At 60.4% G+C, this 18,133-nt stretch carries 24 protein-coding genes; 7 read left to right on the top strand and 17 right to left on the bottom strand.

Annotated elements, in window-relative coordinates; genetic code table 11:
- Nucleotides 1-67 precede the first annotated feature (67 nt).
- The gene (gene rpoH, locus ACWIKB_RS01185; RefSeq protein ID WP_003176698.1) at nt 68-922 is read left to right on the top strand and encodes an RNA polymerase sigma factor RpoH; all 855 of its coding nucleotides are present in this window, start codon (nt 68-70) and stop codon (nt 920-922) included.
- Nucleotides 923-1,120: 198 nt separating this feature from the next.
- Here rpoH and mtgA read toward each other — a convergent pair whose 3' ends face one another.
- Nucleotides 1,121-1,843 (bottom strand): monofunctional biosynthetic peptidoglycan transglycosylase, encoded by a 723-nt coding sequence (gene mtgA / locus ACWIKB_RS01180; protein ID WP_475264988.1) that lies wholly within the window; start codon nt 1,841-1,843, stop codon nt 1,121-1,123.
- A gap of 74 nt (nt 1,844-1,917) precedes the next feature.
- On the opposite strand from mtgA, the gene ACWIKB_RS01175 reads away from it, so the two are divergent.
- The 4 genes from ACWIKB_RS01175 (at nt 1,918) to trmB (ending at nt 4,413) form a co-directional block, all read left to right on the top strand.
- Nucleotides 1,918-2,289, top strand: a complete 372-nt coding sequence (locus tag ACWIKB_RS01175; protein ID WP_475264987.1) for a DUF423 domain-containing protein — start codon at nt 1,918-1,920, stop codon at nt 2,287-2,289.
- A 181-nt stretch (nt 2,290-2,470) separates the two neighbouring features.
- The gene (gene thiS / locus ACWIKB_RS01170; protein WP_165557463.1) at nt 2,471-2,671 is read left to right on the top strand and encodes a sulfur carrier protein ThiS; all 201 of its coding nucleotides are present in this window, start codon (nt 2,471-2,473) and stop codon (nt 2,669-2,671) included.
- A 212-nt stretch (nt 2,672-2,883) separates the two neighbouring features.
- Nucleotides 2,884-3,678, top strand: coding sequence for a thiazole synthase (locus tag ACWIKB_RS01165; RefSeq protein WP_008068101.1), 795 nt, complete (start codon nt 2,884-2,886; stop codon nt 3,676-3,678).
- Between the two features lie 9 nt (nt 3,679-3,687).
- Nucleotides 3,688-4,413, top strand: coding sequence for a tRNA (guanosine(46)-N7)-methyltransferase TrmB (gene trmB / locus ACWIKB_RS01160; RefSeq protein WP_475264986.1), 726 nt, complete (start codon nt 3,688-3,690; stop codon nt 4,411-4,413).
- A 132-nt stretch (nt 4,414-4,545) separates the two neighbouring features.
- Here trmB and ACWIKB_RS01155 read toward each other — a convergent pair whose 3' ends face one another.
- The 10 genes from ACWIKB_RS01155 to ACWIKB_RS01110 form a co-directional block, all read right to left on the bottom strand.
- The gene (locus ACWIKB_RS01155) at nt 4,546-4,869 is read right to left on the bottom strand and encodes a DUF3392 domain-containing protein (RefSeq protein ID WP_475264985.1); all 324 of its coding nucleotides are present in this window, start codon (nt 4,867-4,869) and stop codon (nt 4,546-4,548) included.
- A gap of 22 nt (nt 4,870-4,891) precedes the next feature.
- Nucleotides 4,892-6,097: a radical SAM family heme chaperone HemW gene (gene hemW, locus ACWIKB_RS01150; protein ID WP_475264984.1), complete on the bottom strand. Its 1,206-nt coding sequence runs from the start codon at nt 6,095-6,097 to the stop codon at nt 4,892-4,894.
- Entirely contained in the window at nt 6,094-6,690 is a 597-nt protein-coding gene (gene rdgB / locus ACWIKB_RS01145) for an RdgB/HAM1 family non-canonical purine NTP pyrophosphatase (RefSeq protein ID WP_475264983.1), read from the bottom strand. Before rdgB ends, hemW begins: the two co-directional genes overlap by 4 nt.
- Nucleotides 6,687-7,121, bottom strand: a complete 435-nt coding sequence (locus ACWIKB_RS01140) for a DUF4426 domain-containing protein (RefSeq protein ID WP_475264982.1) — start codon at nt 7,119-7,121, stop codon at nt 6,687-6,689. Before ACWIKB_RS01140 ends, rdgB begins: the two co-directional genes overlap by 4 nt.
- Before the next feature lie 26 nt (nt 7,122-7,147).
- Nucleotides 7,148-7,768, bottom strand: a complete 621-nt coding sequence (metW, locus tag ACWIKB_RS01135; RefSeq protein WP_403023057.1) for a methionine biosynthesis protein MetW — start codon at nt 7,766-7,768, stop codon at nt 7,148-7,150.
- A 7-nt stretch (nt 7,769-7,775) separates the two neighbouring features.
- On the bottom strand, nt 7,776-8,915 hold the full coding sequence (gene metX, locus ACWIKB_RS01130) for a homoserine O-succinyltransferase MetX (protein ID WP_475264981.1): 1,140 nt from the start codon (nt 8,913-8,915) through the stop codon (nt 7,776-7,778).
- A 181-nt stretch (nt 8,916-9,096) separates the two neighbouring features.
- Entirely contained in the window at nt 9,097-9,393 is a 297-nt protein-coding gene (locus tag ACWIKB_RS01125) for a DUF167 domain-containing protein (protein ID WP_475264980.1), read from the bottom strand.
- On the bottom strand, nt 9,393-9,980 hold the full coding sequence (locus tag ACWIKB_RS01120) for a YggT family protein (protein WP_475264979.1): 588 nt from the start codon (nt 9,978-9,980) through the stop codon (nt 9,393-9,395). The genes ACWIKB_RS01125 and ACWIKB_RS01120 overlap by 1 nt, the downstream gene beginning before the upstream one ends.
- 24 nt (nt 9,981-10,004) lie before the next feature.
- Nucleotides 10,005-10,823 (bottom strand): pyrroline-5-carboxylate reductase, encoded by an 819-nt coding sequence (proC, locus tag ACWIKB_RS01115; protein WP_475264978.1) that lies wholly within the window; start codon nt 10,821-10,823, stop codon nt 10,005-10,007.
- 35 nt (nt 10,824-10,858) lie between these two features.
- Nucleotides 10,859-11,557 (bottom strand): YggS family pyridoxal phosphate-dependent enzyme, encoded by a 699-nt coding sequence (locus tag ACWIKB_RS01110; protein WP_475264977.1) that lies wholly within the window; start codon nt 11,555-11,557, stop codon nt 10,859-10,861.
- 56 nt (nt 11,558-11,613) lie between these two features.
- Here ACWIKB_RS01110 and ACWIKB_RS01105 point away from each other — a divergent pair, with 56 nt between their 5' ends.
- Complete coding sequence (locus ACWIKB_RS01105) at nt 11,614-12,648, top strand: type IV pilus twitching motility protein PilT (RefSeq protein ID WP_427631106.1); 1,035 nt, start codon at nt 11,614-11,616, stop codon at nt 12,646-12,648.
- Nucleotides 12,649-12,757: 109 nt separating this feature from the next.
- Here ACWIKB_RS01105 and ACWIKB_RS01100 read toward each other — a convergent pair whose 3' ends face one another.
- Nucleotides 12,758-13,378 carry a C40 family peptidase gene (locus ACWIKB_RS01100; protein ID WP_475264976.1) on the bottom strand — a complete coding sequence of 207 codons (621 nt, stop codon included), beginning with the start codon at nt 13,376-13,378 and terminating at the stop codon, nt 12,758-12,760.
- A 250-nt stretch (nt 13,379-13,628) separates the two neighbouring features.
- On the opposite strand from ACWIKB_RS01100, the gene ACWIKB_RS01095 reads away from it, so the two are divergent.
- Entirely contained in the window at nt 13,629-14,063 is a 435-nt protein-coding gene (locus tag ACWIKB_RS01095) for an NINE protein (RefSeq protein WP_475264975.1), read from the top strand.
- Nucleotides 14,064-14,204: 141 nt separating this feature from the next.
- Here the strand turns inward: ACWIKB_RS01095 and ACWIKB_RS01090 are convergent, their stop codons facing one another.
- From ACWIKB_RS01090 to ACWIKB_RS01070, 5 genes are all read right to left on the bottom strand, one after another.
- Nucleotides 14,205-15,476 (bottom strand): dihydroorotase, encoded by a 1,272-nt coding sequence (locus tag ACWIKB_RS01090; protein WP_475264974.1) that lies wholly within the window; start codon nt 15,474-15,476, stop codon nt 14,205-14,207.
- On the bottom strand, nt 15,473-16,477 hold the full coding sequence (locus ACWIKB_RS01085; RefSeq protein WP_253433241.1) for an aspartate carbamoyltransferase catalytic subunit: 1,005 nt from the start codon (nt 16,475-16,477) through the stop codon (nt 15,473-15,475). Before ACWIKB_RS01085 ends, ACWIKB_RS01090 begins: the two co-directional genes overlap by 4 nt.
- A 27-nt stretch (nt 16,478-16,504) precedes the next feature.
- A complete protein-coding gene (gene pyrR, locus ACWIKB_RS01080) occupies nt 16,505-17,008 on the bottom strand; it encodes a bifunctional pyr operon transcriptional regulator/uracil phosphoribosyltransferase PyrR (protein WP_475264973.1) in 504 nt (167 codons plus the stop codon).
- A gap of 81 nt (nt 17,009-17,089) precedes the next feature.
- Nucleotides 17,090-17,527, bottom strand: coding sequence for a Holliday junction resolvase RuvX (gene ruvX, locus ACWIKB_RS01075; RefSeq protein ID WP_005792259.1), 438 nt, complete (start codon nt 17,525-17,527; stop codon nt 17,090-17,092).
- Nucleotides 17,527-18,099, bottom strand: coding sequence for a YqgE/AlgH family protein (locus ACWIKB_RS01070; RefSeq protein WP_475264972.1), 573 nt, complete (start codon nt 18,097-18,099; stop codon nt 17,527-17,529). Before ACWIKB_RS01070 ends, ruvX begins: the two co-directional genes overlap by 1 nt.
- Nucleotides 18,100-18,133: the final 34 nt, after the last annotated feature.

The raw sequence follows: 18,133 nt of genomic DNA, 5'->3' as shown, positions 1-18,133 counted from the left end.
CTTTGGTTTCCGGTCAATTTTCGCAGTGCTGAACTGCACGAGTTATGTAAGTCGGAGGTTTTTTCGTATGACCACTTCTTTGCAACCTGCTTATGCTCTGGTCCCAGGCGCAAACCTGGAGGCCTATGTGCACACGGTGAACAGCATTCCATTGCTGACACCGGAGCAGGAGCGTGAACTGGCCGAGAGTCTCTATTATGAGCAGGATTTGGGGGCGGCTCGGCAGATGGTGCTCGCCCACCTGCGTTTTGTCGTACACATTGCCCGTAGCTATTCCGGCTACGGCCTGGCTCAGGCTGACCTGATCCAGGAAGGCAACGTCGGCCTGATGAAGGCTGTTAAGCGTTTCAACCCGGAAATGGGTGTGCGCCTGGTTTCGTTCGCTGTGCACTGGATCAAGGCGGAAATTCACGAGTTCATCCTGCGCAACTGGCGCATTGTGAAAGTCGCGACCACCAAGGCCCAGCGCAAGCTGTTCTTCAACCTGCGCAGCCAGAAGAAACGTCTGGCGTGGCTGAACAACGAGGAAGTCCACCGTGTGGCGGAAAGCCTCGGCGTAGAGCCGCGGGAAGTGCGCGAGATGGAAAGTCGCCTGACCGGCCATGACATGGCCTTCGACCCGGCCGCAGAAGCGGACGACGACAGCGCTTTCCAATCGCCGGCCAACTATCTGGAAGACCACCGGTACGACCCGGCCCGTCAACTGGAAGATGCCGACTGGAGCGACAACTCCAACCACAACCTGCACGAAGCGCTGGAAGTGCTGGACGACCGCAGCCGTGACATCCTCTACCAGCGCTGGCTGGCAGAAGAAAAAGCCACGCTGCACGACCTGGCGCAGAAGTACAACGTGTCGGCCGAGCGTATTCGTCAGCTTGAGAAGAGCGCGATGAACAAGCTCAAGTTGTCGATCGCCGCATAACCTGCGGGTTGGCAATAAAAAACGCCCCGATCAGTATCGGGGCGTTTTTGTTTCTGTGCTCAACACATAACCCCTGTGGGAGCGGGCTTGCTCGCGAATGCGTCGTGTCATCCAGCAATGATGTTGGCTGATGCACCGCATTCGCGAGCAAGCCCGCTCCCACAGGGGATCTTCAGTGATCAGGGGTATTGCGTTCAATCACTGAGCCCAGGGCGCGCGCCGCGAATCGTTGAGCCCCACCAGATAGCTATCGCCACCCAACTGACTCATCTGCTGTCGAATCCAACCGGCCCGGCGTGCGACGTAGTTGGTTGGATGGCTAGCACTCCATACCCTCGGGTTTGGCAGTACAGCGGCCAGCAAGCTCGATTGCTGACGGCTAAGACCTTTAGCGCTCACACCAAAGTGATGCCGTGCCGCCGCTTCAGCGCCAAACACGCCGTCATCCCACTCGACGCTGTTCAGGTACACCTCGAGAATCCGCTGCTTGGGCCATAACACTTCGATCAACCCGGTGAACCACGCTTCCAGGCCTTTGCGCAGCCAACTGCGGCCGGACCACAAAAACAGATTCTTCGATACTTGCTGGCTTAACGTGCTGGCGCCGCGAATCGTACCGCCGCGTTCGTTATGGGCAAACGCCGCTTGAATCGCGCCGAAATCGAAGCCCCAGTGTTCAGAGAACTTCTGGTCTTCGCCAGCAATCACCGCGACCTTCAGGTCGTCGGAGATCTGATCCCAAGGCTGCCAGGTGCGCTGCAGATCGATGGGTTCGCCGTCAAACCAGGATTCGACCTTGCGTTCGACCATCAGCGCCGTGCCCGGTGGTGGTACAACGCGAAAAATCAGAACCAGCAACACGCTGCCGCCCGCAAACCAGAGCAGGGCCTTTGTGAATCGTCGCAAAATTAAACGCAGCATAGAGATGGCTTGGCCGAACCCGTTGAGCGGGCCATTATACAGACCCTGTTGATCGAGTCTGACTGGAGTTCTTCATGCTGCGTGGCTTTCTGATGCTGGCCGCTTTCTTCGGCTTCACCGGCGTTGCCCTTGGCGCGTTCGCCGCCCATGGCTTGAAAAACCGTCTGACCCCCGAATACCTGGCGATTTTCCACACCGGCGTCACCTACCAACTGGTGCACACTCTCGCACTGTTGGGCGTGGCGCTGCTGGCCACGCAGATTCCGGGTCGCTTGATCACCTGGGCCGGCGCGTCGTTTGCCATCGGCATCCTGCTGTTTTCCGGCAGTCTGTATCTGCTGACGATCACTGGTGTGAGCAAGCTCGGTATCGTTACGCCCTTCGGCGGCCTGGCATTCCTGGTCGGCTGGTTCTGCCTGGGGCTCGCCGCCTGGCGCTTGAATTAACCTGTAGGAGCGAGGCTTGCCTGCGAAGACGTAGTGTCAGGCACCCTCTTCATCAACTGACACTACGCCTTCGCAGGCAAGCCTCGCTCCTACAAGGATCGTGTTTCAAGACGAATGGCTTGGGTCAGTCTGACCGATCGGGCTAGAATGCCAGCCCCTAAAAATGATGGCGGCTTCTTGCATGCGCATTCAGTTGAACGGCGAATCCCTTGAACTGCCCGACGGTGAAACCGTTGCGGCCCTGCTGACCCGTCTGGAATTGACCGGACGCCGGGTAGCGGTCGAACTCAATCTGGATATCGTCCCGCGCAGCCAGCATGCCGACACCACGCTGAATGACGGCGACAATGTCGAAGTGGTGCACGCCATCGGCGGCGGCTAGTCGCCAAACACTGTGAAAACTGCTGCATGCTGGGCGCCTTTGGCGCACGCAAGAAATACTGCGTTAAAAACAGGCTCGGAATGCTCATTTACAACCCGTAGACTCCGCTTCCTCGCCTGTTTTTGCCTTGTCTTTCCTTCGCTCGCGATGTTTTCACAGCGTTTGGTTAATAAGGAATTCTGCAAGAACCTCACCCCTACAGAGGATTTCCCATGAGCATCGTTCGTAGCGACAAGCCCTTCGTGCTGGCCGGTCGTACTTACCAGTCGCGTTTGCTGGTAGGCACTGGCAAGTACCGCGACATGGAAGAAACCCGCCTGGCCATCGAAGCCTCGGGTGCCGAGATCGTCACCTTCGCGGTGCGTCGCACCAACCTAGGCCAGAACCCGGGCGAACCGAACCTGCTCGAAGTCCTGTCGCCGGATCGCTACACCTTCCTGCCGAACACCGCTGGTTGCTTCGACGCTACCGAGGCCGTGCGCACCTGCCGTCTGGCCCGTGAGCTGCTTGGCGGCCACAACCTGGTGAAGCTGGAAGTGCTGGCGGACCAGAAAACCCTGTTCCCTAACGTGATCGAAACCCTCAAGGCCGCCGAAGTGCTGGTCAAGGAAGGTTTCGACGTGATGGTCTACACCAGCGATGACCCGATCATCGCCCGTCAACTGGCGGAAATTGGTGTTATCGCGGTCATGCCGCTGGCCGGTCTGATCGGCACGGGCCTGGGGATCTGCAACCCGTACAACCTGCAGATCATTCTCGAAGAAGCCAAGATTCCGGTGTTGGTGGATGCCGGTGTCGGCACCGCTTCCGACGCCACCATCGCCATGGAACTGGGTTGCGAAGCGGTGCTGATGAACTCGGCCATCGCCCATGCCCAGCAGCCGATCATGATGGCTGAAGCCATGAAACATGCGATCGTTGCAGGTCGCTTGGCCTACCTCGCCGGCCGCATGCCGAAAAAACTCTATGCCAGCGCTTCCTCGCCGCTGGATGGTCTGATCAAGTAAGAGCCATTGATGACTGAATCGAACGAAACGCCTATCCAGCCGGAAGAAGGCGAAGAGCGCCAACACCGCCGTATCAAGAGTTTCGTGATGCGCGCCGGACGCATGACCGAAGGCCAGCAAAAAGGTCTGGAACAGGGCACGCCGCTGTTCGTCCTGCCGCTGGCCGATGCGCCGGTGGACTTCGACCAGGTGTTCGGCCGCTCGGCACCGCGTTCGCTGGAAATCGGTTTCGGCATGGGCCATTCGCTGCTGGAAATGGCCGCAGCCTCGCCGGAGCAGGATTTCATCGGTGTGGAAGTTCACCGTCCGGGTGTGGGCGCGCTGCTCAATGGCGTGCTGACTCAGGGCCTGACTAACTTGCGGGTCTACGATTGCGACGCGATCGAAGTGCTCAACAATTGCGTCGCTGACAACAGCCTCGATCGTCTGATGCTGTTTTTCCCGGACCCATGGCACAAGAGCCGTCACCACAAGCGCCGTATCGTTCAGGCATCGTTCGCTGAACTGGTGCGCAGCAAGTTGAAGGTCGGCGGCATTCTGCACATGGCCACCGACTGGGAACCGTACGCCGAGTACATGCTGGAAGTGATGAACGTCGCGCCGGGCTACCGCAACCTCGCCGAAGACGGCAAATGCGTCCCGCGCCCGACCGAACGCCCGATCACCAAGTTCGAACGCCGCGGCGAACGACTTGGGCATGGCGTGTGGGACCTGAAGTTCGAAAAGCAGTCCTAAGCCCTACGCAATACCCCATGTGGGAGCGGGCTTGCTCGCGAAGGTGGTTGTTCATTCAACATCGATGTTGACTGACACGACGCCTTCGCGAGCAAGCCCGCTCCCACATTTGTTTTGTGGTGTGTTCGGGATTCAGCGGCGGTCTGCGACGACGCCGATCAGCACCAGCACCACCAACAACACCGGCGCCAGGCTGTAGTTGTTGAACTGGCTCAGGCCTTTGATGATCCATGGCGTGGCGTAGATCAATGCGACGCCGCTGCCGACCATGCACAGCAGGGCCATCATCGGGACGCGCAAGGCGCCGGCGAGGCCGCCCAGGCGTTGCTCGACCCAGCCTTTGATGTCCGAGCCAAACAGCACCAGCAGGCAGCCCACCAGGGCCAGAGAGATTTCCGACAGGTTGCTACGGCTCCAGCGGGACACGGTGGCGAGCAGGTCTAGGATCAGATCCATTGGTTTTCCCTTAAGGCTGAAATCAGCTCAGAAATGTCTGCAGCAAGTCATTGAGAAACAGTTGTCCGCGCTCGGTGGCCGCCAGACGTGACGGTTCGACCTGCAACAAGCCGCTTTGTTCGGCTTCCCGTCGACCTTCGGCGAGGCTTTCCAGGGGTAACCCGGTGCGTTCTGGATACAGCCGCGATTCGACGCCCTCGGTCAGGCGCAGGGCGTTCATCAGAAACTCGAACGGCAGCTCGTCGTTGGTCAGGGCTTTCTCGCCAGCCTTGAAGCTTTTAGCCGGGTTGAGGTAGTCCTTGGGCAAGCGGGTCTTCCAGGTTCGGACGATGCGCCCGTCCGGGTGACTGAGCTTGCCATGGGCGCCGGCGCCGATGCCGATGAAGTCGCCGAAACTCCAATAGTTGAGGTTATGCCGCGCCGGTCGACCGGGTTGGGCATAGGCCGAGACTTCGTATTGCGCGTAACCGTGCTCAGCCAGCAACGCCTGTCCGGCCTCCTGAATGTCCCACAACGTGTCGTCTTCAGGCAGCGTCGGCGGCTGGTTCCAGAACACCGTGTTCGGCTCCAGGGTCAGTTGATACCAGGACAGGTGGGTCGGCTTCAGGGCAATGGCCTGGCGCAGGTCGCTCAAAGCATCATCCAGGGACTGATCGGGCAAACCGTGCATCAGGTCCAGGTTGAAGTTGTCGAACCCGGCCTGACGGGCCATACCGGCGGCGCGTACCGCTTCGTCGCCGTTGTGGATCCGCCCCAGAGCCTTGAGTTTCTCTTCCTGGAAGCTCTGGATGCCGATCGACAAACGATTGATGCCCAGCGCGCGGTAGGCGACGAACTTCTCTTGCTCGAAGGTCCCGGGATTGGCTTCCAGGGTGATTTCGATGTCGCTGGCGAACGGAATCCGCTGTTCGACACCTTTGAGCAAACGGCCCAATGCTTGGGCGCTGAACAGGCTCGGCGTGCCGCCACCGAAGAAGATCGAGCTCAACTCGCGGCCGTAGACAGCGTGCAAATCCTGATCGAGGTCGGCCAGCAACGCGTCGACGTACTCTTCTTCCGGCAGCACGGGGCTGGCGGTGTGGGAGTTGAAGTCGCAATAAGGGCATTTGCGCACACACCACGGGATGTGGATGTACAGCGCCAGGGGCGGCAGCACTGGCAGCGCGGCCCGAGGCGATTGGGCGGCGCCGCCGAAGATCAGCGGCGACGCGGATGAGTCGTGGGTCATATCAAGCCTAGACGCTGGCGCAGCAGATCCATTGCACGGGCGCGGTGGCTGATGAGGTTCTTTTCGCTTGGGCTCAACTCGGCGCTGGAGCAATCGCGAGACGGCACCCAGAACAGCGGGTCGTAGCCAAAACCGTGCTCACCGCTGGCCGCCGGCAGAATGCGCCCCTGCCACAGACCTTCGCACAGGATCGGCAACGGATCGTCGGCATGTCGCACCAGCGCCAGGACGCAAACGAACTGCGCACCGCGCTCGGCTTCAGGCACGTCTTTCATAGCGTCGAGCAGCTTGGCGTTGTTCGCCGCATCACCCTTGCCGTCGGCATAACGAGCGGAATAGATCCCTGGCGCACCGCCGAGGAAATCCACTGCCAGCCCCGAATCATCGGCCAGCGCCGGCAGACCGGAGATGCGCGCGGCGTTACGGGCCTTGAGGATGGCGTTTTCAACAAACGACAGGCCGGTTTCTTCAGGCTCGACGCTGCTGAACTCGCCGATCGAGCGCAGTTGCACCGATTCGCCGAGCATGGCCTGGAGTTCCTTGAGTTTGCCGGCGTTATGGCTGGCCAGTACGAGTTGCGTGAAGTTCATCATTCGCCGGGGAAAAGCTCTTGGTTGAAATTGATGGTGTTGATTTTATCGCCGTTCTGGACCTTGATCTCGAACGTGCGGATTTCCTGCTGAGGCACTGGATACTGGGCGATGTAATAAATCGCGCCTTGTTCGGTGACCTGTTTGAAACTCAACGGCACACTTTGGCTGGTCAGGTCTTTGACCGTGCCGCTGACCTGAGCCATCAGCGGTTTGCCATCCTTGATGACCGACACATTGATCACGCCCTGGCTCTTGCTGCGGATCAGTTCAGCCGCTTTGGCGATGTCCGGTGTCAGGTAAGTGGAATTGAAGGTGTTGTAGTGCACCGTCACGTCGCCAAAGGTTTCCTGGCGCTCGCTCTTGATGATGTCGGCGGCCATGGCAGTGACGCTCAGGCAGGCAGTAAGTACAAACAGCGCTAGACGACCCATGATCGTTCTCCTTGGAATGTCGTGGTTCAGACCGCGACCTTGTGGTCTTGCAGCCCGGGGCTGCTGACGCGGTAGATACCGATCTCACCTAACAGATTAGGCCATAGCTTACTGGCCCACCCGTGTCGGTGCTGTTGATCCACGGCAAGCCGATCAATGACCTTCGCTTCACGTTCGCGGCACAGTTCTTCAAAGTCGCCGAAAGTGCAGAAGTGGATGTTCGGCGTGTTGTACCAGGTGTACGGCAGGAACTCGGACACCGGCATCCGGCCCTTGCTCGCCAGGTACCAGCGGCAGCGCCAGTGACCGAAATTGGGGAAGGTGATGATGCACTGGCGACCGACCCGCAGCATTTCGTCGAGGATTTTGTCCGGGTAGTGCACGGCTTGCAGGGCCTGGGTCATGACCACGATGTCGAAGCTGTTGCTGGCAAAGTTGCCCAGGCCCTTATCCAGGTCCTGCTCGATCACGTTGATGCCCTTGGCCACGCACTCGGCGATGTTGTCCGCGTCGTTTTCCAGGCCATAACCGGTGACTTGCTTGTTGTCCCGCAGCCAGGTCAGCAGTTCGCCGTCGCCGCAACCGAGGTCGAGCACACGGCTACCGGCGGGAATCCATTCCTGGATGATTTCCAGATCAGCTCTCATGGCTTACTCACAAACTAATTCGGTTCATGTAATTGCTAAACGCCTGCAGATAGCGCGGGATCGGAATCAGGAAGGCGTCGTGGCCTTGCGGAGCGTCGATCTCGAGGTAGCACACGTCTTTTTTGGCCGCCATCAGCGCGTCCACCAGTTCCCGGGAGCGGGCAGGGGAGAAGCGCCAGTCGGTGGTGAACGACATCACGCAGAACTTGGACGTGGCGCCGGCGAAGGTTTTCGCCAGATCATCGTCAAAGTTGGCTGCCGGGTCGAAGTAGTCCAGCGCTTTGGTCATCAGCAGGTAAGTGTTGGCGTCGAAACGCCCGGAGAACTCTTCGCCCTGATAACGCAGGTAGCTCTCGACCTGGAACTCGACGCTGTGGAAGTCGTAGTTGAGCTTTTCGCTCTTCAGGCCACGGCCGAATTTCTCGCCCATGGAATCGTCGGACAGGTAGGTGATGTGCCCGACCATCCGCGCGAGCATCAAGCCGCGCTTGGGGATCACGCCCGCTTCCTGGAACGAACCACCGTGGAACTCGGGGTCGGTGAGGATCGCCTGGCGCGCCACTTCGTTGAACGCGATGTTCTGTGCCGACAGCTTGGGCGCCGAGGCGATGGCCAGGCAGTGCCGTACGCGGTCGGGGTAAGTGATGGTCCACTGCAAGGCTTGCATGCCGCCGAGGCTGCCGCCGATCACCGCCGCCCACTGGCTGATGCCGAGCAGGTCGGACAGGTGCGCCTGGCTGTGCACCCAGTCTTCCACGGTCAGTACCGGGAAGTCGGCGCCGAATGGCTTGCCGGTCTCCGGGTTGATACTGCTCGGGCCGGTGGAGCCGTTGCAGCCGCCGAGGTTGTTGAGGCTGACCACGAAGAACTTGCTGGTATCGATCGGCTTGCCGGGACCGATGCAGCTGTCCCACCAACCGGGTTTACGGTCGTCGGGGCTGTGGAAACCGGCAGCGTGATGGTGACCCGACAAGGCGTGGCAGATCAGCACGGCATTGCTCGCCGTGGCGTTCAGCGTGCCGTAGGTTTCGTAGATCAGGTCATAAGCTGGGAGCGAACGGCCGCAGGCCAGGGCCAGGGGTTCACTGAAGTGCGCCACTTGCGGCGTCACCAGACCAACAGAATCGGCGGGAAAGGCAGTTGGCATCGACCCTGCTCTCGTTGAAATGAGGCGTAAGTCTAAAGACCGCTGCCTTTAGCAGCAAGCTAAGGCCCTAGCTGATTTTATTCAGTTGAATCGAGGTGCGGCATTCGCGAGCAGGCTCGCTCCCACAGGGGGACGCATTCCATTGTGGGAGCGAGCCTGCTCGCGAAGAGCGATGACGCGGTCAATCTGCCGGACGCACCAGATCAGGCAACTCCGGCAATTTCTTTGGCGAACAGATCCGCACTCGCTTCTGCCGGTTCAGCTCGCCGCTGATCAAGCTCACCTGGCTCTTGGAAACCCCAAACGACTTGGCCAGAAACGCCATTAAATACGCGTTGGCCTTGCCTTCAACCGGCGGCGCGGTCAGGCGGATCTTCAAGCGATCACCATGCAGCCCGCAGAAATCATCGCTGCGGGCTGCCGGTTGAAGGTGACATTCCAGAATCAGATCATCACCGTCCCAGCGAAAGTAGCTCATCAGATCAGGCCGAGCAGCCCTTGCGGCATGAACGCGTAGTACGCCAGGCGCGGGATCAGCCAGCTCTGCAGCAACTGGATCACGATAAACGCGAAGATCGGCGAGATGTCGAGGCCGCCCAGGTTCGGAATGATCCGACGGAACGGGGCGAGTACCGGTTCAGTAATCTGCGCGACCAACTCTGCACCCGGGTTGTGGCTGCCCGGGGCGACCCAGGACAGAATCACGCTGATGATCATCGCGTAGAACAGAATGTTCAAGAACAGCGCGAAGAGCGCGATCAGTGCCCACGGCACCAGGAACAGCCAGTCGACCTGGAACCCTTTGAGCGTCAGGATCACTGCAATCAGCAGCATCTGCACGATCAACGCCAGTACCAGCGACGACATGTCCAGCCCGAACATGCTCGGGATGACCCGGCGCAGAGGCTTGAGCAGCGGTTGAGTAGCTTTGACGATGAACTGGCAGAGCGGGTTGTAGAAGTTCGCCCGAACCAGTTGCAGGATGAAGCGCAACAGCACGATCAGCAGGTACAGGCTGCCCAGCGTCTTGATGATAAAAACGGCAGCGTCATTGAGTCCGAGCATCATTGATTCCTTTGTAAGAGCTGATTAGCGACCCAGTTGTTCGGCCATCTCGGCCGAGCGGTGTGCCGCGGCGCCGAGTGCTTTTTCTACCAGGGCTTCGAAGCCGCCGGCCTGGAACGATTTGATCGCTGCTTCCGTGGTGCCCGCAGGCGAGGTCACGCGACGACGCAGTTCCGCTGCATCCACGTCACTGGCCACCGCCATGTGCGCGGCGCCCAGTGCGGTTTGCACGGTCAGTTGGGCGGCGATGTCTGCGGGCAGGCCAAGTTTCACGCCTGCAGCGGTCATCGCTTCGATCAGCAGGAAGAAGTACGCCGGGCCCGAGCCGGAAACGGCGGTGACCGCGTCCAGTTGCTGCTCTTCGTTCAGCCACAACGCAATGCCGACGGCAGACAGCAGCTCCTCGGCTTGCTGGCGTTGCTCGGCGTTCACTTCGGCGGTGGCGAACAAACCGCTCACACCCTGGCGCAGCAACGCCGGGGTATTGGGCATGCAGCGCACAATCGGCTGGGCACCGAGCCAGTTGTTCATGCTGGCGCAGGTGATGCCGGCGGCAATGGAAACCACCAATTGATGCGGCTTGAGGCTTGGGCGAATGGCTTCGCACACGGCTTTCATCGCTTGGGGTTTGACCGCCAGAACGACCACGTCGGCGTCTTGAATCGCGTCGGCGTTGTCGGCGAATACTTCGATGCCGTGTTCAGCGCTCACGCGAGCACGGGTTTCTGCGCCCGGATCGCTGGCGCGGATGTGGGCCGCGTCCAGACCTTTGGCGCGCAGGCCACCGATCAGGCTGGCGGCCATGTTGCCGGCACCGATAAAGGCAATACGAGTCTTGCTCATGTCAGGTCCTTATAAAGAGAGGAGTCAGCCATTTCTCAAGGCTGGCCATGCATTTGTTGAGAGCTGCGAGCGCCAAACAGGGCTGTACCGATGCGGACCCACGTGGCGCCCATGGCGATGGCCGACTCGAGGTCGTGGCTCATGCCCATGGAAAGTGTGTCGAGCGGCAGTTCGAGGCTGGCTTGCAGGTGCTGCACAGCAGCAAAAGCGGCGTCCTGGGCGGCGCGATCTTCAGTCGGCTCGGGGATCGCCATCAACCCGCGCAACTTCAGGCGCGGCAGTTCGCTGATGGCCTTGGCCAGGGCCGGCAGGTCCGCCGGGGTGCAGCCGGACTTGCTGTCCTCTGCGCTGACGTTGACCTGGATGCAGATGTTCAGCGGCGGCAGATCGACAGGGCGTTGTTCGGACAAGCGTTGTGCGATTTTCAAACGATCCACGGAATGCACCCAAGCGAAGTGCTCGGCGATAGCGCGAGTCTTGTTCGATTGAATGGGGCCGATGAAGTGCCAGATCAAGGGCAGGTCGGCCAATTCGAGCTGTTTGCCCAAGGCTTCCTGCAGATAGTTCTCGCCAAAGTCCCGCAGCCCGGCGGCGTAGGCTTCACGCAGGGCTTCGGCGGGCTTGGTCTTGCTCACGGCCAGCAACTGGACGCTGTGCTCGTCGCGGTGCGCAGCTTGGGTCGCTGCCTGGATACGCGAACTAACCTGAAGGATGTTGTCTGCTATCGTGGACATCGAGAGGCGCCGGCGGTCTGAAGGTTCGCGGCATTCTACTGGAATTGAGGAGCGCTATGGATATCACTGAGCTGCTGGCATTCAGCGCCAAACAGGGCGCTTCCGACTTGCACCTGTCTGCCGGCTTGCCACCGATGATTCGCGTCGATGGCGATGTGCGGCGCATCAACCTGCCGGCCCTGGACCACAAACAGGTGCAGGAGTTGATCTACGACATCATGAACGACACCCAGCGGGTGGACTTCGAGAAGCATCTGGAAACCGACTTTTCCTTTGAAGTGCCTGGGGTCGCACGCTTTCGAGTCAACGCGTTCAACCAGAATCGCGGCGCCGGCGCGGTGTTCCGGACCATTCCGTCGAAGGTCCTGAGCATGGACGACCTCGGCATGGGAGATGTGTTTCGCAAGATTACCGAAGCCCCCCGGGGTCTGGTGCTGGTGACCGGCCCGACCGGTTCGGGCAAGTCCACCACCCTGGCGGCGATGATCGATTACCTGAACAACCATCGTCATCACCACATTCTCACCATCGAAGACCCGATCGAGTTCGTTCACGAATCGCGCAAATGCCTGATCAATCAGCGCGAAGTCCACCGCGATACCCGCAGTTTCGCTACCGCGTTGCGCTCGGCTCTGCGGGAAGACCCTGATGTGATTCTGGTCGGCGAGATGCGTGATCTGGAAACCATTCGTCTGGCCCTGACTGCGGCCGAGACTGGTCATCTGGTGTTCGGCACGCTGCACACCACATCCGCGGCGAAGACCATCGACCGGGTGGTGGATGTGTTTCCGGGGGATGAGAAGTCGATGGTGCGCTCGATGCTGTCCGAGTCGTTGCTGGCGGTCGTGTCGCAGACGCTGGTCAAGAAGATCGGCGGCGGACGGATTGCGGCGCACGAAATCATGCTCGGTACCTCGGCGATCCGTAACCTGATCCGCGAAGACAAGGTGGCGCAGATGTACTCGTCAATTCAGACCGGGGGCAACCTGGGGATGCAGACGCTGGATATGTGCTTGAAGGAGCTGGTGACCAAGGGCTTGATCAGCCGCGAGCATGCGCGGGAGAAGGCGCGGTCGCCGGATAATTTTTGAGGTCTTTGAAAAGCAAAAGATCGCAGCCTTCGGCAGCTCCTACAGGGAAACGCGAATCCCTGTGTAGGAGCTGCCGAAGGCTGCGATCTTTTGATCTTGCTTTAAACAATCAGCGCTGTACGACGCGTATCTGACCCGGTTCTTTCGGCAGAACCCGCTTGGCCACCACATAGTGACTTTCCCAATACGGCTTCTTCAACGTATCGATGGACACCGCTTTGCCACGGCGTGGAGCGTGGATAAAGCGGTCGTTGCCCAGGTAAATGGCAACGTGATTAACCCGACGGCTCTTGATGTTGAAGAAAATCAAGTCGCCCGGTTTCAGATCCGCACGATCGACCTTCTGGCCGTGACCGCTGGCCATGGCATTCGAGGTGCGCGGCAGGTCGAACGTAGCGTCGTTGAACGCATATTTCACCAGACCACTGCAGTCGAACCCTTTACTTGGGCTGCTGCCGCCCCAACGGTAAGGAGTACCGAGGACATTCACGGCGCGGCTCAATACGTTGCTGCTTTGCTTGGTCGCCATAGCCGGCACCAGCTTGCTATTGGCTTTGCTCAGTTGCGGAGCGTGTTTTGCGGTTTGCTTGTTTTTGCTCGATGGAGCAGAAACATGGGATTTCGGGGTGTAACCATTAACGTTAGGAAGACGTTGCTCACGATTGGTGGCGTGGGCGGCCAGTGGCATCAAAAGGCAAATGGTTAGCCATGTCTTGAAAAATGGACGCATTAGGCAAGGCTCATATGGGTTAGCGCGCAACTTTATAACAGCTTTTTTGACCCTTCCGAGGCCGTTGGTCGATTGGACCTTGGGGTCAACGGAACCAAATAAGCAGCGAGTTGACGCAATTGTCGGACAGAGTGCTTGTACTACAAGGCTTTGGCGGGAGTGAAGGTAGCATTTGCCATACGTCGGACGCCTGTAAAAAAGTCACAAAGAATTCAACAATATTTATCTATCGTGTGAATCGAGGACCTTCATGAACACCTATCAATCGCCCTCAACGCTTCAGGACACCCACAGCAAAGTGATCGGTTACCTGCTGTGGATTTTCGGTTTTACCGGGGCTCACCGCTTCTATTACGGCAAGCCGGTGACCGGGACGATCTGGTTTTTCACCTTCGGTTTGTTGGGTATCGGCTGGCTGATCGACCTGTTCCTGATCCCGGCGATGGACCGTGAGGCCGACCTGCGCTTTACCGCCGGACCAATTGAATACAGCGTGGCGTGGATTCTGCTGACGTTCCTTGGCGTGTTCGGCGTACACCGGATGTATCAGGGGAAGTGGCTCAGCGGTTTGTTGTACTTGGTGACGGGCGGGCTGTTCTTTCTGGGGGTATTGTTTGACTTCTGGACGCTCAATACCCAGGTTTCCGTGGTGAACACCATCAGTAACCGGGCTGCCTCCCGCTAAATCTGTGGCGAGGGGGCTTGCCCCCGTTGGGCTGCGCAGCGGCCCCAAAATCAGCAAACGCGGTGACTCAGAAAGGCCGCATTTACTGGTTTTACGACTGCTTCGCAGCCGAACGGGGGCAAGCCCCCTCGCCACAAGGTCTTACGCCTGGTGGCTAATCCGTCCATCCACCAGGGTGTAACGCACCACGCTCGGCAGGCTGTGGCCGATAAACGGGCAGTTCTCGCCTTTGGAAAGCCAGGTTTCACCCGCAACGGTGGAGGCCGCCGGGTCGAACAGCACGATATCTGCCGCGCCGCCCACCGCCAACTTGCCCGCTGGCAGGCGCAAGGCGTTGGCGGGGCCGGCACTCAAGCGCGACAGCAACGTCGGCAGATCGAGCAAACCATCTTCTACCAACGTCATCGCCAACGGCAGCAGCAGTTCAACGCTGCTGATCCCCGGTTCAGTCGCGCCGAACGGTGCCAGTTTGGCATCGCGCTCGTGGGGTTGGTGATGGCTGGAGATGGCCGAAACCACGCCCGATTTCACCGCCGCACGCAGGCCATCGCGGTCGGCGCGGGTGCGCAGCGGCGGCTGGACGTGATAGAGGCTGCTGAAGTCGATTAGCGCTTCATCGGTCAGGATCAGTTGATACAACGCCACATCGGCGGTCACAGGCAATCCACGGGCCTGGGCCTGAGCGATCAGGGCCACGCCGCGAGCGCTGGTGAGCTGGCTGAAGTGCGCGCGCACGCCGCTTTGCTCGACCAGCAACAGATCCCGGGCCAGGGCCACGGTTTCGGCGGTTTCGGGAATCCCCGGCAAACCAAGGAAACTCGCGGTCGGGCCTTCGTGGGCCAGGCCACCTTCGGCCAGGTCATGATCCTGGGAGTTGAAAATCACCGTGAGGTCGAACGTCGCCGCGTATTCCAGCGCCCGGCACAGGGTGCGGGTGTTGCGGAAGCTCTCCAGACCGTTGCCGAAGGCCACGCAGCCGGCGTCGCGCAGGGCAACGAGTTCTGCAAGCTGCTCGCCGTCCAGGCCTTTGCTCAGGGCGCCAATCGGGAACACCTTGGTGTTGCCGGCTTCGCGGGCGCGGTCGAGGATCAGTTCGGCCACGGCCGAGGTGTCCAGCACCGGTTTGGTTTTCGGCGGGCAGCACAAGCTGGTGACGCCGCCGGCGGCTGCGGCGCGGGTTTCGCTGGCAATCGAACCTTTGCGGCTGTAACCCGGTTCGCGCAGGGCGACGTTCAGGTCAACCAGGCCAGGCGCGGCCACCAGGCCTTTGGCATCAATGGTCTCGACCGGGACAAAACCGGCTGGAGCGGCACCGAAGGCGACAATCTTGCAGGCTTCAACATGGATATCGGTAACTTGATCCAGCCCCGAGGTTGGATCGATGACGCGGGCGCCGAGAATGCTGAGCTTCACTGGGCGTTCTCCTGCTCGAATTGGCGCTGGGCAGTCTGCCCGCTCATGGCCATGGACAGCACGGCCATACGAATCGCAATACCGTAGGTGACCTGATTGAGGATCACCGAGTGCGGGCCGTCGGCCACCGCCGACTCAATCTCCACCCCACGGTTGATCGGCCCCGGGTGCATGACGATGCAATCCGGTTTGGCCCCGGCCAGGCGTGCAGTGGTCAGGCCGAACAGGCGGTAGAACTCGCCTTCGCTCGGCAGCAGGCCGCCGGTCATGCGTTCCCGTTGCAGACGCAGCATGATCACCACGTCGACGTCTTTCAGGCCTGCGGCCATGTCGGTGTAGACCTTCACGCCGTATTGCTCGATGCCGATCGGCAACAGGGTTTTCGGCGCGATCACGCGGATGTCCGGGCAACCGAGGGTTTTCAGCGCGAGCATGTTGGAGCGCGCGACCCGCGAGTGCAGGATGTCGCCGACGATGGCCACCGAGAGGTTTTCGAAGCCGCCCTTGTGCCGACGAATCGTCAGCATGTCGAGCATGCCTTGGGTCGGGTGTGCATGACGGCCGTCGCCGCCGTTGATGATCGCGACTTGCGGGCACACGTGTTCGGCGATGAAGTGCGCGGCGCCGGAGTCACCGTGGCGCACGACGAACATGTCGGCGGCCATCGCTTCGAGGTTGCGCAAGGTGTCGAGCAGGGTTTCGCCCTTGCTCGCCGAGGACGTTGACACGTTCAGGGTGATCACGTCTGCCGAGAGGCGTTGGGCCGCCAGTTCGAAGGTGGTGCGGGTGCGGGTCGAGTTCTCGAAGAACACGTTGCACACGGTCTTGCCGCGCAGCAACGGGACTTTCTTCACCGCCCGGGCGCCGACTTCGAGGAACGAGTCGGCGGTGTCGAGGATTTCCGTCAGCAGCTCGCGGCGCAAACCGTCGAGCGAGAGGAAGTGGCGCAGCTGGCCCTGATCATTGAGCTGCAGCGGGCGCTTGGTTTCTAGAGGCGTCATCGCGAGGGGGACTCTCAATAGGGCGAATTAAAGGGCGAGATCTTGCAGTTCGAGTTTGAGCTCCGGGCCGGACAGCTTCACCCGTTCGTGGGCAGCCAGCGACAGGGTCGCGCCGACCACGTTCGGGCGGATCGGCAGCTCGCCGGCGTCCAGGTCCAGCAGGCACACCAGCGTCACGCTGGCCGGGCGGCCGTAGTCGAACAGTTCATTCATGGCGGCGCGGATGGTGCGGCCGCTCATCAGCACGTCGTCGATCAGCACCAGGTCCTGGCCTTCGATCTCGAACGGCAGGGCCGAAGGGCGCACTTGCGGGTGCAGGCCGTTCTGGCTGAAGTCGTCGCGGTAGAAGGAGACGTCCAGCGTGCCGAGCGGCGAGTCGCTGCCCAGTTCATCGAGCAACGCCTGGGCGACCCAGACGCCGCCGGTACGGATACCGATGTAGCGCGGTTCGCTGATGCCACGGTGTTCCAGGTGTGCCTTGAGACGGATCGCCATCTGGCTGATCAGTTCGGCGGGATTGGGCAGGCTCATGGTTGCTCCTTCTTGGGCCCGAGCCGGTGCGTGCGGGGTTTGGCTCGGGTTGTCGCTATAGAGAGACGTGGTGACGACTCTTCAGGATTCGAACAGTGCGGTGTTTTCGTCGAGCCAGCCTTGCAACAGCAGGGCGGCGGCGATGGCATCGACCGGGTTGTCGCGGTAACTGCCTTTTTGCCCGCCACGATCACGCCGCTCGCCTTTGGCCTCGAAAGTGGTCAGGCGTTCGTCGTGGGTATAGAAGGGCAGGTTGTATCGGCCGTTCAGGCGTCGGGCGAACTTCTCGGCCCGCAGGCACATGTCGCTGGGCGTGCCGTCCATGTTCAACGGCAGGCCGACCACCACGGCGTCGGGTTTCCATTCCTTGATCAGGGCTTCGACCTGATTCCAGTCGGGAATACCGTTTTGCGCCTTCAAGGTGCACAGCTCGCGGGCCTGACCGGTAATCACCTGGCCGACTGCTACGCCGATCTGTTTGGTGCCGTAGTCAAAACCCAGAATCAGTCGCAGGGCCATCAGGCGTGGCCCGCCTGGCTGGTCAGCAGGCTGAGATTGATCCCCAGGTGCCGGGCCGCCGCTTCGAGGCGCGATTCGCTGCTGGTGTTGAACAGGATGTCCGCGTCGTACGGGCAGGTCAGCCAGGCGTTATCGGCCAGCTCAGCTTCCAGTTGCCCGGCTTCCCAGCCCGCGTAACCGAGGGTGATCACACTTTTCGCCGGGCCGACGCCGTCAGCGATGGCAAACAGTACGTCTTGGGACGTGGACAGCGACAACTCGCCTTCCAGATCAACGGTCGCCTGAAAGGTTTTGCCCGACGGATGCAGGACAAACCCGCGATCGGTCTGCACCGGGCCGCCGATAAAGATCGGCACGTGCTGACAGAGCGCGGGCGGCTCGATGTCTGGGCGCAGTTGCTCGAGGATATCGGCCAGGTTCAGTTCTTGCGGACGGTTGACTACCAGCCCCATGGCGCCATTGGCCGTGTGCTCGACGATGTAGGTCAAGGTGTGCGCAAAGTTCGGGTCGGCCATGTGAGGCATGGCGATCAGGAAGTGATGCTTGAGGTAGCTGGGGCTGACGTTCTTCATGAGCGCTAGTGTGGCGTTGGAGGGGCGAACTGAC

It is taken from the genome of Pseudomonas sp. 5Vm1k, assembly GCF_056161485.1.
This window is presented reverse-complemented; position numbering and strand designations above follow the sequence as displayed.

Bases quoted from the DNA above. Each gene is read 5' to 3' on its own strand.
- ACWIKB_RS01110 (WP_475264977.1), bottom strand. From the start codon at position 11,557: ATGTCCACGATAGCAGACAACATCCTTCAGGTTAGTTCGCGTATCCAG.
- thiS (WP_165557463.1), top strand. From the start codon at position 2,471: ATGCGCATTCAGTTGAACGGCGAATCCCTTGAACTGCCCGACGGTGAA.
- ACWIKB_RS01140 (WP_475264982.1), bottom strand. From the start codon at position 7,121: ATGGGTCGTCTAGCGCTGTTTGTACTTACTGCCTGCCTGAGCGTCACT.
- hemW (WP_475264984.1), bottom strand. From the start codon at position 6,097: ATGACCCACGACTCATCCGCGTCGCCGCTGATCTTCGGCGGCGCCGCC.
- ACWIKB_RS01100 (WP_475264976.1), bottom strand. From the start codon at position 13,378: ATGCGTCCATTTTTCAAGACATGGCTAACCATTTGCCTTTTGATGCCA.
- ACWIKB_RS01175 (WP_475264987.1), top strand. From the start codon at position 1,918: ATGCTGCGTGGCTTTCTGATGCTGGCCGCTTTCTTCGGCTTCACCGGC.
- mtgA (WP_475264988.1), bottom strand. From the start codon at position 1,843: ATGCTGCGTTTAATTTTGCGACGATTCACAAAGGCCCTGCTCTGGTTT.
- pyrR (WP_475264973.1), bottom strand. From the start codon at position 17,008: ATGAGCCTGCCCAATCCCGCCGAACTGATCAGCCAGATGGCGATCCGT.
- rdgB (WP_475264983.1), bottom strand. From the start codon at position 6,690: ATGATGAACTTCACGCAACTCGTACTGGCCAGCCATAACGCCGGCAAA.
- proC (WP_475264978.1), bottom strand. From the start codon at position 10,823: ATGAGCAAGACTCGTATTGCCTTTATCGGTGCCGGCAACATGGCCGCC.
- ruvX (WP_005792259.1), bottom strand. From the start codon at position 17,527: ATGGCCCTGCGACTGATTCTGGGTTTTGACTACGGCACCAAACAGATC.
- trmB (WP_475264986.1), top strand. From the start codon at position 3,688: ATGACTGAATCGAACGAAACGCCTATCCAGCCGGAAGAAGGCGAAGAG.
- ACWIKB_RS01070 (WP_475264972.1), bottom strand. From the start codon at position 18,099: ATGAAGAACGTCAGCCCCAGCTACCTCAAGCATCACTTCCTGATCGCC.
- rpoH (WP_003176698.1), top strand. From the start codon at position 68: ATGACCACTTCTTTGCAACCTGCTTATGCTCTGGTCCCAGGCGCAAAC.
- ACWIKB_RS01125 (WP_475264980.1), bottom strand. From the start codon at position 9,393: ATGAGCTACTTTCGCTGGGACGGTGATGATCTGATTCTGGAATGTCAC.
- ACWIKB_RS01155 (WP_475264985.1), bottom strand. From the start codon at position 4,869: ATGGATCTGATCCTAGACCTGCTCGCCACCGTGTCCCGCTGGAGCCGT.
- ACWIKB_RS01085 (WP_253433241.1), bottom strand. From the start codon at position 16,477: ATGACGCCTCTAGAAACCAAGCGCCCGCTGCAGCTCAATGATCAGGGC.
- ACWIKB_RS01095 (WP_475264975.1), top strand. From the start codon at position 13,629: ATGAACACCTATCAATCGCCCTCAACGCTTCAGGACACCCACAGCAAA.
- metX (WP_475264981.1), bottom strand. From the start codon at position 8,915: ATGCCAACTGCCTTTCCCGCCGATTCTGTTGGTCTGGTGACGCCGCAA.
- ACWIKB_RS01120 (WP_475264979.1), bottom strand. From the start codon at position 9,980: ATGCTCGGACTCAATGACGCTGCCGTTTTTATCATCAAGACGCTGGGC.
- ACWIKB_RS01105 (WP_427631106.1), top strand. From the start codon at position 11,614: ATGGATATCACTGAGCTGCTGGCATTCAGCGCCAAACAGGGCGCTTCC.
- ACWIKB_RS01165 (WP_008068101.1), top strand. From the start codon at position 2,884: ATGAGCATCGTTCGTAGCGACAAGCCCTTCGTGCTGGCCGGTCGTACT.
- metW (WP_403023057.1), bottom strand. From the start codon at position 7,768: ATGAGAGCTGATCTGGAAATCATCCAGGAATGGATTCCCGCCGGTAGC.